Origin of the sequence: Pseudobutyrivibrio xylanivorans (genome assembly GCF_010906925.1) — a bacterium.
Lineage (GTDB): Bacteria > Bacillota > Clostridia > Lachnospirales > Lachnospiraceae > Pseudobutyrivibrio.
On the sequence record NZ_VTVE01000001.1, the window covers coordinates 381,894 to 398,807 of the forward strand.

The 16,914-nt window shown below is 41.5% G+C and carries 12 protein-coding genes and 1 riboswitch; all 12 genes read left to right on the forward strand.

Features of this window, described 5'->3' with window-relative positions:
* Window positions 1-348: 348 nt before the first annotated feature.
* A complete protein-coding gene (locus F0Q01_RS01905; protein ID WP_090151866.1) occupies window positions 349-1,413 on the forward strand; it encodes a branched-chain amino acid aminotransferase in 1,065 nt (354 codons plus the stop codon).
* The gene (locus F0Q01_RS01910; RefSeq protein ID WP_090485643.1) at window positions 1,392-4,028 is read left to right on the forward strand and encodes a bifunctional diguanylate cyclase/phosphodiesterase; all 2,637 of its coding nucleotides are present in this window, start codon (window positions 1,392-1,394) and stop codon (window positions 4,026-4,028) included. Before F0Q01_RS01905 ends, F0Q01_RS01910 begins: the two co-directional genes overlap by 22 nt.
* A 67-nt stretch (window positions 4,029-4,095) precedes the next feature.
* Window positions 4,096-5,352: a serine hydroxymethyltransferase gene (glyA, locus tag F0Q01_RS01915; RefSeq protein ID WP_090151860.1), complete on the forward strand. Its 1,257-nt coding sequence runs from the start codon at window positions 4,096-4,098 to the stop codon at window positions 5,350-5,352.
* A 20-nt stretch (window positions 5,353-5,372) separates the two neighbouring features.
* Window positions 5,373-5,476: riboswitch (TPP riboswitch) on the forward strand.
* Window positions 5,477-5,589: 113 nt separating this feature from the next.
* Window positions 5,590-6,222: a thiamine phosphate synthase gene (gene thiE, locus F0Q01_RS01920; RefSeq protein ID WP_090485646.1), complete on the forward strand. Its 633-nt coding sequence runs from the start codon at window positions 5,590-5,592 to the stop codon at window positions 6,220-6,222.
* A 12-nt stretch (window positions 6,223-6,234) separates the two neighbouring features.
* Window positions 6,235-7,074 carry a bifunctional hydroxymethylpyrimidine kinase/phosphomethylpyrimidine kinase gene (gene thiD, locus F0Q01_RS01925; RefSeq protein ID WP_090485649.1) on the forward strand — a complete coding sequence of 280 codons (840 nt, stop codon included), beginning with the start codon at window positions 6,235-6,237 and terminating at the stop codon, window positions 7,072-7,074.
* The gene (thiS, locus tag F0Q01_RS01930) at window positions 7,034-7,228 is read left to right on the forward strand and encodes a sulfur carrier protein ThiS (RefSeq protein WP_090151851.1); all 195 of its coding nucleotides are present in this window, start codon (window positions 7,034-7,036) and stop codon (window positions 7,226-7,228) included. The genes thiD and thiS overlap by 41 nt, the downstream gene beginning before the upstream one ends.
* Complete coding sequence (gene thiF / locus F0Q01_RS01935) at window positions 7,228-7,863, forward strand: thiamine biosynthesis protein ThiF (protein ID WP_090485652.1); 636 nt, start codon at window positions 7,228-7,230, stop codon at window positions 7,861-7,863. Before thiS ends, thiF begins: the two co-directional genes overlap by 1 nt.
* A gap of 47 nt (window positions 7,864-7,910) precedes the next feature.
* Complete coding sequence (locus F0Q01_RS01940) at window positions 7,911-8,678, forward strand: thiazole synthase (RefSeq protein ID WP_090151846.1); 768 nt, start codon at window positions 7,911-7,913, stop codon at window positions 8,676-8,678.
* 9 nt (window positions 8,679-8,687) lie between these two features.
* Window positions 8,688-9,938 carry a 2-iminoacetate synthase ThiH gene (gene thiH / locus F0Q01_RS01945; RefSeq protein WP_090151843.1) on the forward strand — a complete coding sequence of 417 codons (1,251 nt, stop codon included), beginning with the start codon at window positions 8,688-8,690 and terminating at the stop codon, window positions 9,936-9,938.
* A gap of 15 nt (window positions 9,939-9,953) precedes the next feature.
* Window positions 9,954-11,261: a phosphomethylpyrimidine synthase ThiC gene (gene thiC, locus F0Q01_RS01950; protein ID WP_090485655.1), complete on the forward strand. Its 1,308-nt coding sequence runs from the start codon at window positions 9,954-9,956 to the stop codon at window positions 11,259-11,261.
* A 107-nt stretch (window positions 11,262-11,368) separates the two neighbouring features.
* Window positions 11,369-16,225: a SpaA isopeptide-forming pilin-related protein gene (locus F0Q01_RS01955; protein ID WP_090485659.1), complete on the forward strand. Its 4,857-nt coding sequence runs from the start codon at window positions 11,369-11,371 to the stop codon at window positions 16,223-16,225.
* Entirely contained in the window at window positions 16,225-16,806 is a 582-nt protein-coding gene (locus tag F0Q01_RS01960) for a sortase (RefSeq protein ID WP_090485663.1), read from the forward strand. The genes F0Q01_RS01955 and F0Q01_RS01960 overlap by 1 nt, the downstream gene beginning before the upstream one ends.
* Window positions 16,807-16,914 lie beyond the last annotated feature (108 nt).

Genomic DNA, 16,914 nt, shown 5'->3' on the forward strand with positions numbered 1-16,914 from the left:
CTAAAATTGAATATATAGTTGTCCGAAAATGACGCTCGGAACTAAGACCCATGGTGGGCTGGCGTCTATAAAAAAAGAGGATAGTGGCCATTATGGCCAATCCGCATAATTGAGTGTAAATATTCATAATATCGCCTTCATTTCGTGTAGTTATCTGAATTATACCATTTAAAAATCTTTATAGTATATTCAATAGAAAGAGTTCACAAAATATTACCAAAGAGGACACAAAAATCCGGTTTCCATTCGTTAATAATTTAGCACACTAAAGTGTTGACGTGAGGGAAGAAAAGATGGATAATGAAAAAGATTATTAACAAAATGTTTATGAGATGTTCGGAGGCTACTATGGAAATCAGATTTGAAAAACGCGAAAAATTAAAGGAAAAGCCAGATTGGAAGAACCTTGGTTTTGGAAAGTACATGACTGATTACATGTTTGTTTGTGATTGGGATAGAGAGATTGGCTGGCATGATGCCAGAATCGTCCCAGAGGGACCAATCGAAATGGACCCAGCATGCATGACCCTTCATTATGCCCAGGAGACATTTGAGGGCCTCAAAGCATACCGCAGAGAAGATGGAAAGATTCAGCTTTTCAGACCAGAGATGAATGCAAAGAGAATGATTAATTCTAACGAGAGACTTTGCATGCCAGGTTTCCCTGTGGAGGACTTTGTACAGGCAGTTTCAGCTCTTGTTAAGACTGAGGAGGCATGGGTGCCATCCGAGAAAGATACATCACTTTATATTAGACCATTCATGTTCGCAACAGAGGCTGCTCTTGGCGTTCATATGGCAAAATCTTACAAGTTTATGATACTTTGTTGTCCAGTTGGAGCATATTATGCAACAGGACTTGACCCAGTAAAGATTTTAGTAGAAAATGAATTGGTACGAGCAGTTGCAGGTGGTACTGGCTTTACTAAATGTGGTGGTAACTATGCAGGTTCTATCGCAGGTCAGGTTAAGGCTGAGAAGCTTGGCTATTCACAGGTATTGTGGCTCGATGGTAACGAGAGAAAGTACGTTGAGGAAGTTGGTACTATGAACATCATGTTCAAGATTGACGGTGAGATCTGGACAGCACCTACAGTAGGTACAGTTCTTCCAGGTGTTACAAGAGACTCAATGATTCACCTTCTCCGTGATTGGGGCTATACAGTTCGTGAGGAGCGTCTTGCAATTGATGATCTTATGAAGGCTGGCCATGATGGCAAGCTTGAAGAGGTCTTCGGTACAGGAACAGCAGCAGTTATCTCTCCAGTCGGTGAACTCCGTTTTAAGGATGATGTTGTTGTAATAAATGGAGGTAAAACTGGCGAGCTTACCCAGAAGCTTTACGATACTCTTACAGGTATCCAGTGGGGAAGACTCGAGGATAAGTATGGATGGACGAGGGTTATAGAGTAGACTTAGAATTAGAAATCAATAATGAGGCTATGCAGTCTTTGCAGGACTCATTTTGCAAGGCCAATGACATTTATGTGATGTGCGTTGGTAAAACTCAAGGCCAAATCACTTCCTTCTCTGGCACTAAGCCAGAGGAGGAATTTGTTGACCGTAATTTCTCTAGCGAGTTGCGCAGGGAGATACTAGATTCCTTTGTGGATGGTAACGTAGAAAATGTTGTGGAGCGTTACGGCACAGAGGATTATTTATTATACAGAGGAGTTGCTATCAGAGGACTAGAGGGCAAGTGTCAGGGCGTTTGGTTATGCTTTGGTATTGCAAGAGATAGACTTCCTGATACAGAGATACTTCCTTCTGAGATGAGGACTACCACAACAGAGGATTTTGATAAATCCATTGCTTTGATTGAGACTCTTACTAAGCATTATTTCGCAGAGAAGATCAAGAATCACGCTCTGAAGGTGAAGCTTTCCGACGAGAGGCAAGCAGAGACAGAGATAGAGTCTCGCCTTAAGAAAAATGAGATTATGACTGATATCTTAAGGCTTATGGAATCAGACAATTCTTTCTTTGAAGTGGCATCAGACATTCTTGTAGAGGCTGGCCACTATGTTGACTGCACCAACACAGCTATTTTACAGATTAATTCAGATGGTATTAATGCAGATATGATTTGCGAATGGTGTGCAGAGGGGGCAGAGCCTTTGCAGCCTATTTTCCAAAAGGTTCCAATTCTTAGCCTGCCATTTATGAATGGCAAGCCATACACCATTTCATCTGATGCAGTACTACCAGAGCTTTTTGAAGTTTTCTTTATTAAATATGGAATCAAGGCAGCGATTTTCTTGCCTATCAATGTTAATGATTCTGCAGAGATGTACCTTTGCTTTATTTCTAGGGGTCAGGAGCGCAAGTGGAGCGTTGAGGATTTGCGCTTCGCCAATGACACCAAGAGAATCATCGGTACAGTTTTAGTTAAAAAGATAACTACCAATTCTTTGGCTAGTTCATATTCTGCTTTGGAGGCTATTCTCCAGAATGCAGGTTATGGTGTAGTTGTAGCCGATTTGGCTACCAGAGAATTCTTATACAATAATGATACATTCATAAGGATGTTCAGCAACGAAGTAGATAGACTTGCTATCGAGGAGATTATCTTTGATAAGCGCTATACACTTTCTGAGATTAACGGCTATTCGGCTAATGGTTCAGGAAAGTGGTTTGATATTTCTATTGCCAGCATAGAGTGGGTAGATGGACGTCAGGTTAGACTTCTTACATTCTATGACACCACCGACCTTCGTATCTATCAGAAAAAGGTGGAAAAGCAGGCACAGGAAGATATCCTCACAGGCCTTTACAATCGTCAGGCATGCGAAAAGGATATTGCCATGGAGTTCCATGTGGCTACAAAGCTTGGCAAGGAATTTGCAGTTCTTATGCTTGACCTAGATGATTTCGCTAGTGTCAATGAGGGACTTGGCTATCAGGTGGGAGATGATTTGCTTGAGTATATTGCTCACAGCATCAATGACATTTCCTACATTAAAAATAAATGCTACCGAGTTGGTGGCGACGAGTTCGCAGTAATTGTAGACCATGCTAATATTGACAATCTTGATATGGTTATCAAGAGAATTATGAATCTCTTCGCTAATCCATGGATTTTAAATGGTCAGGAATATTACTGTACAGTCAGCATGGGTTGTGTTAAGGGCCCATCGGATGTGACTGATTCTTCAGCTATTCTTACACGACTTAATATTGCACTTCATGGTGCCAAGAATAAGGGTAAGAACAGATTTGAGTTCTATGATGCTAATTCAGATGCAGTTGTAGCTGAAAAGGTTAAGATGGAGCAGGCTATGCGCAAGGCTGTTGAGGATGACTGCAAGGAATTTGAGGTTTACTATCAGCCTATTATGGAATTTGTTAATGGAATTCCTACATGTTGCGGAGCTGAGGCTCTAGTGAGATGGAATTCTCCTGAGTACGGACTGGTTCTTCCAGATCAGTTTATCTCTCAGGCGGAGCAGCTTAAGTTGATCAATTCAATTGGTCAGCACGTACTTTTAGAGGCTGCCAAGAGCTGCAAGCACTGGAATGACTTTGGTCATCCAGAATACAAGGTCAATGTTAATCTATCCGTAGTACAGCTTACTCAGTCAGATTTCCTTGATAAGCTTGATATGGTACTTAAACAGACGGCTATTGACCCACAGAATCTTACACTTGAGGTTACAGAGTCACTTGCCATTAATGACATGGAGAGGATGATTAAGCTTTTAGATGCAATCAGAGCCAAGGGATGCAGAGTTGCACTTGATGATTTTGGTACTGGTTATTCATCACTTAATTACATCAGGACCATGCCACTGGACACAATTAAAATAGACAGAGCATTTGTTTCCGATATGAATTCTGACCATTTTTCAGAAGTATTCGTTAAGACAATTTCTGAATTGGCAGATTCTCTTGATGTAGATGTATGCGTAGAGGGAGTTGAGTTTGATAAGCAGGTTGATATGATTGGTAAATTCTCAGTCAATCTTGCTCAGGGATTTTTCTTTGATAAGCCGCTTACAAAAGAGGATTTTGAAAAGAAATACTTATAGGTCAAACCCTGTTTACAGGTTTTGTCATAGATACTAATAATGGAAAGAAATTAGGAAAGGGAAAGTAATGTACACATTAAACGACATCAAAAACACTGATGCAGAAGTTGCAGAGGCTATAGTTAAGGAGTTTAACAGACAGTCACAGCACATCGAGCTTATTGCTTCTGAGAACTGGGTATCACCAGCGGTTATGTCTGCTATGGGCTCAGTCCTCACTAACAAATATGCAGAGGGTTATCCAGGAAAGCGTTATTATGGCGGATGCCAGGAGGTTGACGTAGTAGAGGAGCTTGCAAGAGAGAGAGCTAAGGAGCTTTTCGGCTGCGAGTATGTTAATGTTCAGCCACACTCAGGAGCTCAGGCTAACATGGCAGTACAGTTTGCAGTACTTAAGCCAGGCGACACAGTTATGGGAATGAACCTTGATCACGGCGGACACCTTACTCATGGTTCACCAGCTAATTTCTCTGGAGTATACTTCAACATCGTTCCTTATGGAGTAAATGACGATGGATTTATTGACTATGATGAGGTAGAGCGTATTGCTTTAGAGTGCAAGCCAAAGATGATTATTGCTGGTGCTTCAGCATACTGCCGCAAGATTGACTTCAAGCGTTTTAGAGAAATCTGTGATAAGGTTGATGCAGTGCTTTTTGTTGATATGGCACATATTGCAGGACTTGTTGCTGCAGGTGTACATGAGAGCCCAGTTCCTTATGCTGATATTGTTACTACAACTACTCACAAGACACTTCGTGGTCCACGTGGTGGTATGATTATGGCAACAGCAGAGGCTAATGAGAAATACAACTTTAACAAGGCTGTATTCCCTGGTATTCAGGGTGGTCCTCTTATGCATGTTATAGCTGGCAAGGCTATCTGCTTCAAGGAGGCTCTTGATCCTTCATTCAAGGAATATGGACAGCAGATTGTTAAGAACGCTCAGGCACTTTGCAAGGGCCTTCAGGACAGAGGAATCAAGATCGTATCTGGTGGTACAGACAATCACCTTATGCTTATTGACTTGACTCCATTTGAGCTTACAGGCAAGGTTGTTGAGAAGCTTCTTGATGATGCTCATATCACAGCTAATAAAAATACAATTCCTAACGATCCTAAGTCACCATTTGTTACATCTGGTATCCGTCTTGGTACACCAGCTGCTACAACTCGTGGTCTCAAGGAAGCTGATTTCGATCAGGTTGCAGAGGCAATCTCAATCGTTATCAAGGAGCAGGAAGCAGGAGTTGAGAAGGCTAGAGCAATTATTAAGACTCTTACAGACAAATATCCACTACCAGGTGCTGAGGGATTCTGCTAGAATATATTTGTTTGTTAATTAAATATTTACGGGAGCTTGTATACAGGCTGAGAGGAAGGTGTGACCTTCGACCGAGAACCTGATTTGGATAATGCCAACGTAGGGACGCCGATTTTTCATGTCGGAATATGTGATTCGTAAATACGAAATGAGAACTATGGAGCATCCAATTTGGGTGCTCCTTTTTTGTTGTAATGATTATGGCTAGTACAGGCATCCTGATGTAAAAGGAGGATAATGATGGATTTTGACAGTACCCTTTATTTCATTACTGACAGCAGTAACTATGAAAAGGATGAATTTCTATTTAGGGTAGAGGAGGCGCTAAAAGGTGGTGTTACCCTCATGCAATTGCGAGAGAAAAATCGCACTACAAGAGAGTACATTGAACTGGCTCAGGCGGTACATGAGATTTCGAAAAAGTACAATGTGCCACTTATTATAGATGACCGTGTGGACGTAATGCTTGCAGCAGATGCTGAGGGTGTCCACGTAGGGGCAGAGGATATGCCGGTGGCCCTTGCTAGAAAAATAATTGGCCCAAACAAGATACTTGGGGCAACAGCAAAAAAAGTTCCTGTGGCAGTTGCCGCTTATGAAGATGGCGCTGATTATTTGGGAGTAGGAGCAATCTATCCTACAACTACAAAGGTAAAAACAGTGCTCACTTCAACAGACACACTTGCGGATATTTGCAAGGCAGTACCTATTAAGGTAAATGCCATAGGTGGATTGAATCCTACAAATCTTCATGTATTAAAGGGGATTGATATAGACGGAGTGTGTGCAGTGTCTGCAATTATGAAGGCTGACTCGCCAAAGAAGGCGGCAGAGGAGCTAAAAAGAAGCTTTTTGGAGCTTAACAAATAAGGAGGGGATGAAATGAAGGCGGTACTATCAATCGCTGGCAGCGACAGCAGTGGTGGAGCTGGTATTCAGGCGGACCTTAAGACTATGACGGTTCACGGTGTTTTTGGAATGACTGCTATTACAGCACTTACAGCACAAAATACAACTGGGGTAACTGCTATACAGGAATCTACACCAGAATTTCTGGAGAAGCAAATTGATGCATGTTTATCTGATATTCCTGTTGATGCTGTGAAAATCGGCATGCTTCCATCTGCAGAGCAGGTGGAAGTTGTGGCAAAAAAGCTTAAGGAATACAAGGTGAGAAATCTGGTAGTGGACCCAGTTATGGTAGCTACATCAGGTAGCAAACTTATGAAGGATTCTACAGCCTCTGTTATGGCAAATTTATTATTTCCAATTAGCACTGTGATTACTCCAAATATTCCAGAGGCAGAGGCACTTCTTGGAAAGACTATCGCAAACAAAAATCAGATGGAAGAAGCTGCTAAGGCCTTATCAGAAGAATACGGCTGCAGTGTGCTAATAAAGGGAGGGCATTCCATTGAGGATGCCTGCGATGTGCTTTTTGACAAGGGGCAGGTCAGCTGGTATGAGACAACTAAAATTGACAATCCAAATACCCATGGTACTGGATGTACTTTGTCATCAGCCATAGCAAGCAATTTGGCTCTTGGATTTGATTTAAAAGAATCAGTGAAAAATGCCAAGGAATATATAACATCAACAATTTCCGACGGTCTTGATTTAGGAAAGGGCAGTGGGCCACTAAATCACATGGTGGGATTAATTAGAGAAAAGGGGGATGCAGATGGTAGCAATAAACGGGAAAGATTATGCAGCGGCAGGTAAGAATCTAGCTTCGGTTTTGACTGAGATGAAATATGATTTTAGAACTATTGCTGTGGAAATCAACGAAGAGATTGTTTCAAAGAAATTCTATGAGGAGACAATTTTAAATGATGGGGACGTAGTGGAGGTAGTTAGCTTTGTGGGAGGAGGCTGATGATGGTCAGTAAGGATGAGTTTTATCAAGCCTTAGTAGAGCGCCATGGCATAGATAATCAGCGGAAATTTGATGAGGCTACTGTGGCTATTTGCGGCCTTGGAGGACTTGGTTCCAATGTAGCTATCTGTCTAGCTAGAGTAGGAATTGGGCGGCTGATACTTATAGATTTTGACCTTGTAGATGTGACTAATCTCCATAGGCAACAGTACAAGATATCTCAGGTAGGCATGGCAAAGACAGAGGCCCTCAGAGAAAATCTTCTTGAGATTAATCCATTTATTACAGTACAGACTCATAGGGTGAAAATGGATGAGAGTAATAGCCTTGATTTGATAAAGGATGCAGACATAGTCTGTGAGGCATTTGACAGACCAGAGTGTAAATCAATGTTAGCAGATATCGTATTTACGAATTTTAAGGATAAATATTTGGTATCTGCCTCAGGTATGGCTGGATTTAAAAGTGCCAACGACATTATCACCAAAAAGCTCACATCACATTTTTATATTTCTGGAGATGGAGTCAGCGATGTAAGTGATGGAATAGGACTAGTATCATCTCGAGTTATGACCTGTGCAGGCCATGAGGCTCACATGATTATAAGGCTTTTAATAGGAGAAAAGAATCCATAACTAGTTGGATTTTATAGTAATTGATTGTAAAAGGGAAAGGACAAAAAATGGAACAGGACAAACTGGTAATTGGCGGTAAAGAATTTGATTCAAGATTTATTCTCGGCTCAGGAAAGTACTCAATGAAGCTTATTGAGGCTGCTATAAAGGATGCAGGAGCTGAGATTATTACACTTGCAGTAAGACGTACTAATACAAAGGAAGAGGAAAATATTTTGGATTACATTCCAAAGAATGTCACATTGCTTCCTAATACTAGCGGAGCTAGAGATGCCAAGGAGGCTGTTAGAATTGCCCGTCTTGCAAGAGAGCTTGGATGTGGAGATTTTGTAAAGATTGAGATTATGAAGGATTCTAAATACCTTCTTCCAGATAATTACGAGACAATAAAGGCTACAGAGATTCTTGCAAAAGAGGGCTTTGTGGTTATGCCATATATGTATCCAGACTTGAATGTGGCAAGAGAACTGCAGAATGTGGGTGCAGCCACAATCATGCCACTTGCCTCACCAATAGGCTCTAACAAGGGACTTGCTACAAAGGAATTTATTCAGATTCTCATCGATGAAATCGACCTTCCTATTATTGTGGATGCTGGAATCGGCAAGCCATCACAGGCCTGTGAGGCCATGGAAATGGGTGCTGCTGCAATTATGGCCAATACAGCCCTTGCTACAGCAGGTGATTTGACTATGATGGCATCAGCATTTAAGCAGGCTATTGAGGCAGGAAGAAAAGCATATCTAGCAGGTCTTGGACGTGTGTTAACAAGAGGAGCACAGGCCTCAGATCCACTTACAGGATTTTTACATTAGGAGGCTGTCATGGAAAACAATTTTTTAGTAGATTCAGATTTACTTTCTGAGACTGCACTTAAGAGAAAACATCAGCTGGAAAATGACCCTAGCAGTCGTATAGACCATATGAAATATTTGCCAGGGATGGATGTGATTGAGTCTGACGTATGCTCGAAGGTAATGGCCCAGATTCAAAGCTATGACTATAGCAAATATACAGCAAAGGATGTAAGACGAGCACTTACTAGCGAGAGATGTACTATAGAGGATTTTAAGGCCCTACTTTCTCCTGCAGCAGAGCCATTTCTTGAGCAGATGGCTGAGCGTGCTCAGAAGGAGACAGGAAAGCACTTCGGAAATACGGTATATCTTTTTACACCACTTTATATAGCTAATTACTGTGAAAACTATTGTGTATACTGCGGCTTTAACTGCTACAACAAAATTAAAAGACTGAGACTTGATACTGAGCAGATTGAGCATGAGATGAAGGTAATAGCTGAAAGTGGCATGGAGGAAATCCTGATTTTAACAGGAGAGAGCCCTGCAAAATCTGATGTGAAATACATTGGGGAAGCCTGCAAGATAGCTAGAAAATATTTCAAGATGGTAGGCATCGAAATCTACCCTGTAAATGTGGAGGATTACAAATACCTTCATGAATGTGGAGTGGATTATGTGACTGTCTTCCAGGAGACCTATGACACTGACAAATACGAGAAGCTACATCTCATGGGCAATAAGAGAGTGTGGCCATACAGATTTGATTCCCAGGAGCGTGCTCTTATGGGAGGTATGAGAGGTGTTGGCTTTTCAGCACTGCTTGGACTTTCTGATTTTAGAAAGGATGCACTAGCATCTGCCCTTCACGTGTACTATTTGCAGAGAAAATATCCACATGCGGAAATGTCCCTTTCTTGTCCTAGACTTCGCCCAATCATTAATAACGAGACAATCAATCCTCTTGATGTGGGAGAACGACAGCTTTGTCAGGTGCTATGTGCCTACCGCATTTTCCTGCCATTCTGCGGAATTACAGTTTCATCTAGAGAGACAGCAGAGTTTAGAAATGGTATAGCAAAAATTGCTGCTACCAAAATCTCAGCAGGTGTCTCTACAGGAATTGGAGACCATGAGGAAAAATATAGTGGCGAGCAGGAAAGCGATACAGGAGATGAACAGTTTGAAATCTCAGATGGCAGAAGCCTTGGCACTATGTATATAGATATGTCAAATGAAGGATTACAGCCGGTTTTTAACGATTATTTATATGTATAAAGGAGAATTTTTATTATGAGAGAATATACAACACAGATGGATGCTGCTAGAAAAGGCATTATCACACCAGAGATGAAGCAGGTAGCCCTTAAGGAGTACCGCACACCAGAGGAGATTAGAGAACTTGTTGCTAAGGGACAGGTAGCGATTCCAGCCAACAAGAATCACAAGTGTATTAATCCTGAGGGTGTGGGAAGCATGCTTCGCACTAAAATTAATGTAAACCTGGGCGTATCTAGAGATTGCAAGGATTACAATATTGAAATGGAAAAGGTAATGGCAGCTGTAGATATGGGAGCAGAGGCTATTATGGATTTGTCTAGCCACGGCAATACTCAGCCATTTAGACAAAAGCTTGTGGCAGAGTGCCCAGCTATGCTTGGAACAGTTCCTATCTATGACAGCGTAATCCACTATCAGAGAGATTTGGCTACACTTACTGCCAAGGATTTTATTGATGTGGTAAGACTTCACGCTGAGGATGGAGTTGACTTTGTGACACTCCACTGTGGAATTACAAGAAAGACAATCGACCAGATTAAGAAACACAAAAGAAAGATGAATATCGTATCCCGCGGTGGCTCACTTGTGTTTGCATGGATGAGCATGACTGGTGAGGAGAATCCATTCTACGAGTACTATGATGAGATTCTTGATATCTGTAGAGAGTATGATGTGACAATTTCTCTCGGTGATGCATGTCGTCCAGGCTGTCTTGCAGACGCTAGCGATGTGTGCCAGATTGAGGAGCTTGTGCGACTTGGTGAGCTTACTAAGAGAGCATGGGAAAAGGATGTACAGGTAATGGTAGAGGGCCCCGGTCATATGCCTATGGATGAGATTGCTGCCAATATGAAGATTCAGCAGAAGATTTGTATGGGAGCACCATTTTATGTACTTGGACCTCTTGTTACTGATATTGCACCAGGCTATGACCACATTACATCTGCAATCGGTGGTGCTATTGCAGCACAAAACGGTGCAGCATTTTTATGCTATGTAACACCAGCAGAGCACCTTGCTCTTCCTAATGTAGATGATGTAAAGCAAGGTATCATTGCATCCAAAATAGCTGCTCATGCTGCAGATATTGCAAAGCATATACCACATGCCCTTGATCAGGACAATGCCATGGCAGATGCTAGACAGTGTTTCGACTGGGATAAGCAGTGGGATTGTGCTATTGACCCTGAGACTGCAAAGGCAATTAGAGAGGATAGAGCGCCTGAGTTTGACGACACATGCTCAATGTGTGGCAAATTCTGCGCAGTGAGAAGTATGAATAAGGCTCTAGCCGGCGAATATATTGATATTTTAGGTTAAAAATATTTACTATTGTTTATTAATCTGCTATGTTTTAAGTATGAGGCGGAAGTTACGCCAACGGGGGAGAAAACTTCTAGGGTACTAATGTAAGGAAGGATGATGACATGAAAAAGAAGTTGTTGGCGGGAGTTATGGGGGCGTTTGTGTTATTTTTTACACTCGCTCCTAATTTTGTGTCTCTTGCAGATGATCCAGACCCTGCTGTAACACAGGAAGTAGTTCCTGATAATTCAGCAGAACCAGTGGAGGGTGGAGAGCCACCTGTAGTTGAACCTACAGAGGAAAATGGAGGCAATCCAGCTGATCCAGAGAATCCAGCGGATCCACAAAATCCTGATGTGGTTCAGCCAGCAGAACCGAATGTACAGACTGATCCTGCGGTGGATGGTCTGTCAAATTCAGGGCAAGAGGATTTACAAAATATTGAGTCAAATAATTATTTGGTATTAGACAACTTGGATAATTATTTATTAGATTCGGATTTGGCTCTATCGACTATGCTTGGCACTAGCCTTATGGCTACAGCTGCGCCAGCTGATGAGTCAGACGAGAATGCACTTATCAAAAGTGCGAAATTCACTATTGATGGAAAGGATATTTCCGGAGATATTGAGGTATCTAAGAATTCAACATTTACCCTTGAATATCAATTAAAGGATCCTCTTTATATTAATTATGCAGAGGAAGACTATGTTGAGGGACAGCCATTTATTGTTAATGGTAATACCTACTCACTTCCATCAATCAAAAGTGAGTATTTTGATTTGTCTAAAATTGGTTCCATTCCGGTTGTTGTAGATGGAAAGAATTTCGGTACCGCAACAGCAGGTGATGACGGAACTATCAAGTTAAAGGTAGACTACGAGGGAAAAGACCCTGAGGACATTGGCGGTGTATTTATCAGGCTCAGCTTTGGTTTGGACGGCGACAAGGTAGATAATCTTCAGGATTTCTCATTTGAGATTCCAGGTACATCAGGCCAGACTGTAAAGATTTCCATTGCAGAGAATCAGCCTAAGGAACCAACTATCGAAAAGACGGCTGGTACTTTGGATGAGAATGATGATATAACATGGACAGTTAAGGTAACTAATGCTGACAATCCAGTCACTTACGAGAGTGGATATCAGCTTGTTGATACCTTTGGTAAGGGACAGTCATATAAGGCAGGCAGCTTCAAGGTAGGGGGAGTAGATGCTACACCAGAGTATGACGATGCAAGCAGAACACTTAAGTATAATTTTACAGATAATTCTGCTGGTGGTGTTACCACTATTACTTACAAGACTCATGTGGATTTCCTTGCAGCAGGCTCTACTCAAAATAAAAGTTCAATTAGTGTAAATGCATCTAACGATGTAAAAATATTTGATGCAGGCAACCCATCTGGCAAGCCTCTTGGTGAGGTAAAGGTAGACAACTCTGTCAGCAAAGACGGATTATCTTCTTGGCTTACAAAAGAAGGTGGCAAGCTAGATGATGAAGGTGTAGCCGATTGGACTATCAATGTAAACACCAATGGCTACGGTATGAAGTATCTGACTGTCTATGATGTGATTGAGACAGATGACACTACAACCATGGGACTTGTGCAGGATTCCGTACAGGTAATAGACACTGCTACTGGAGAGGCTTTACCATCATCTGATTATGAGGTGGTAAAGACTGCAGGTACATCTGAAAAGGGCAAGAAAGCATATTCATGGTATGTACGATTTGGAAAATCTGCAGATGACTATGCAATTTCTGGCAATCGTAAATATACAATCAAATACAAGACACAGATAGAGGACTACACCACATTCCTTCGTACTAATCACACTAAGATGCCATCTAACCATGCATTCTTAGAGTATCAGTATGACAGGACAGGTGTGGGTGATTGGGAGTGGCTTGTAGGACCTACACTAGATAAGACCCCTGTTAAGGGTGAAGGTGTAACAGCTAAGGCAGCCATTGAAAAGAGCTGTACTTCATTTAATCCTGCTACTCACCAGATTACATGGAAGGTTGTAGTTAACAAGAACTATCAGGGACTTACCAATTCTTTTGTTACAGAGTATATAAAGGATGGACAGAAGTTTATCTCTATAAGTAATGCTGATATTACGGCAAAAGATGGTACTAAATCTACTCTTGATTTACAGGATAAATACACTGTAAATGGCAAGGAGATTGAGATTAATTTTGGCGATAGCCTTAAGCAGGCTCAGGCTACATTTACAGTAGTTACTGAGTTAGATGAGACTCAGGCTAGTATATGGGCAGGAAATGAGAAAAAGACATACTACAACGAGGTTGAGCTTGATTCAGACCAGCAGAAGGACATAAAGGATGATGCAAGCTGTGAGTATAAGAGTACAGTATTTGAAAAGGTTTCTAATGATTACAACTATGAGACCCATGAGATTACATATACTCTTACTGTAGATAGAAATAAGATGGCTATGTCAGATGTAGTAGTTACAGATGATATTGGCTCACTTGGAATGTCCCTAAGCAGTGATGTGACATTGGTTCATGGATATGGCACAAGCAGCGCTCAGTCTACTACACTTACTACTGACACATCATCTAAGCCACATTACAGCTACTCAGATGGAGTACTGACTGTCGATTTGGAAGACATAACTGATGTGGGAAGTGATAATGCAATCGAGGCTATTATATTTACGGCAAAGGTTGATGATGGAGACTTTTTCACTGCTGTAAATGGTGGCAATGTTTCTGTTTCAAATACTGCTACACTTTCTACCAAGGACAATCCAGGTGGTGTAGTAGTTACCAAGAAAAATACTTGGAAGAACTCAGTGATTGATAAATCAGCTGCAGTTGACACTGCTTCAAAGGCAGTTACATACACAGTTACATTTAATGGAAATAAGCAGCCCCTTCCATCTAGCCTCATTGTAAAGGATACACTTGGAACAAGCCTTGAGCTTGATGCTACATCGGTTAAGCTTTATCTTGGCCAGATTGATCCAAGTACCGGTGAGATTACATCTACAGGAGAAGAGGAGACAGGCTATTCTGTAGAGATGTCAGCAGATGGGGATAGCACTATCTTAGAGGTTATCCTTCCAAAGGAGGAGGACAACAGAAATATTTACGTTCTTTCCTATGTGGCTGTTCCTACTGAGATTAAATCAGGGGGAGACTACAGCAACAAGGTACAGCTTGTAGGCTACTCAGGCACAGGAACAAATAATTCAGTTTCTAATCTATCATATAGCAGCTTTGGTGGCGGTTGGACTGTAAAACCTACATATCTTCTTGTTACAAAAGTAGATTCAGAGGATATAGCAGTTGCATTACCAGGTGCCACATTTGCGGTAAAGGATTTAGATAACAATCTTGTGGCAAAAATAGTCACAAAGGCAAACGGCGTAGCCAGAAGTGTTGGAAAGCTTAAGCCAAATACCACCTATACTATTGAGGAAATCGAGGCTCCAGAAGGATATGAGATTTCTACAGAGGTTAAGACATTTACCACTGCAGCAAAGGGTGGAGCTGAGAATGCAGTAAATCTTACATTCGAAGATAAAAAGAAGAGTAAGACAGTTGATGTTTCACTTGTTAATCAGGATGGAGACATGCTTGATGGAGGAAATCTTGAAATTTCCAGAAAGATGAGTGATGGCAGCACCAAAAAGGTAGATAGCTGGAAGAGTGATGATAGCAATCACAGTTTTGATGCAAGCTACGATGTTGAATACACATTGACAGAAAAGGATACTCCATTCGGATATAATACAGCTGACAATATTGTATTTAAGGTTGTAGATAATGTGTTATACAAGAGAAATCCTGACAATACATGGGCAGCAGTTGATTCTATTGTGATGACAGATGCAGCTCTTGATACATGCTCATTTGATGTGAGCAAGGTATCGGCAGGTCAGGGTAATGAGCTTGAAGGTGCGACTCTTATAATCAGCGAGCATGATACTGTAGATGCGGCAAAAGATGATTACATTAAGAGCTGGGTTTCTGATGGATCAGCTAAGGAATTTGCTCTTCCAATCGGAGAATATTATCTCTATGAGATTTCTGCTCCAGCAGGATTTGAGGTTGCAGAGAGCATCAGATTTAGAGTCACCGATGAGTATGCTCTTCAGGTTTATGATGAGGATGAGGGCGACTTCGTTGATGCTGAAGATGCCAAGCTTACAATGGTGGATGACTACAATCCAGATGAGACTACTACATTTAGCATTTCACCAGACATGTTTGGAATGAGCCCTGATTTATTCAAGGCTATGAAGTTTACTCTTTACAGATTTGATCCAATAGAGGGTAAATTAGTTGAGGTTGAGCCAGTTAGCTACGACGAGGAGACTGGCGAGGCAGTTTACGACATTAATTATCAGGATGAATATCTTTTGAAATCCGATGAAGAGGTAGAAGGATATGACCCTGTTGATCCAATTACTGTAAAAGTGGTTGGAACTAAGGATTCAGAGGGTAATATAGCAGATAGCCTTAAGGTTAAGTCACTTGATTCTACCGTATTTACGGAATCTTCAATGGAGGAGCTGGCAAAGAAGCTTGAGCCTAAGCTTACACCTGAACCTCCTAAGGTTGAAGAACCTGCTGATGAAAATGAAAACACTGACCCTGAAAATGGTGGACCTAGCACTGAGCCTTCTGATTCTGGAAGCAATTCAGGTGGAAATAGCGGTGGCTCTGGTTCATCAGGCGGCGGAAGCAGCAGTAGCAGTGGAGGCTCTACAAACGGCTCAGGAAGCGCATACAGCGGTGCGGCAGGCCCTGAGGTTACAGATGATGGACTTGTTATAAAAGAGAACAATATAGTGGCACTTGATAACGCTCCAGGAGTAGGAAATAGACTTGCTAAGACAGGTGGATTCATTGGTACATTAGTAGGTTATCTTGCAGCGATAGCGCTTATTGCTGTTGGTATATTACTTGTCTTTGGCAAAGAAAAAAGAGTTAAATAATGAATAAGAGATTTATTAAGAAATTAATTGGTCTTATTATGATTGCAGTGGGGCTAGGCGTTTTGCTTAGCTCCATTGGACTAAATGTAAGACAATATTTTTCAAAGGAAAAAACAATTAAAGAATTCAAAGAGTATATAGCTAGTGGTGAGGGATTTTCAGAGGAAGATATTGAGGTTCCTGCAGAGGGAGAAATGCTTTGCATTTTGCGCATTCCATCAATTGAATCTGAAAACCCAGTGCGTCAGGGACTTGAAAAGAGTATCTTGTCTGATTCTCTGGGACACGATATGTCCACTGTGGTTCCAGGACAAAAGGGGAACTGCGTAATTGCAGGCCATAGGAATTATACCTTCGGAAAGTTTTTCAACAGATTGGACGAGGTCCAGATTAATGACTTGATTTACGTTGATACGCCGACCCAGACTTATACCTATGCTGTCACAGAAATAAAGACAGTAGAGCCTGATGACCTATCAGTTCTTGACCCTACCGATAAGGAACAGCTGACGCTGTATACATGCACCCCAATTTATGTGGCTAGCCACCGTTTGGTAATCGTGGCGGAAAGAGTTCAGTGAGAAATTCGTTACGGTATAAAGTTTACATAAAAAAAGTTCGTAGCTATCAAGCTCTTGGTGTTGCGCAGCTTCTTAGCACAAGCATTCGCTTGTGTACATGCTAAAAGT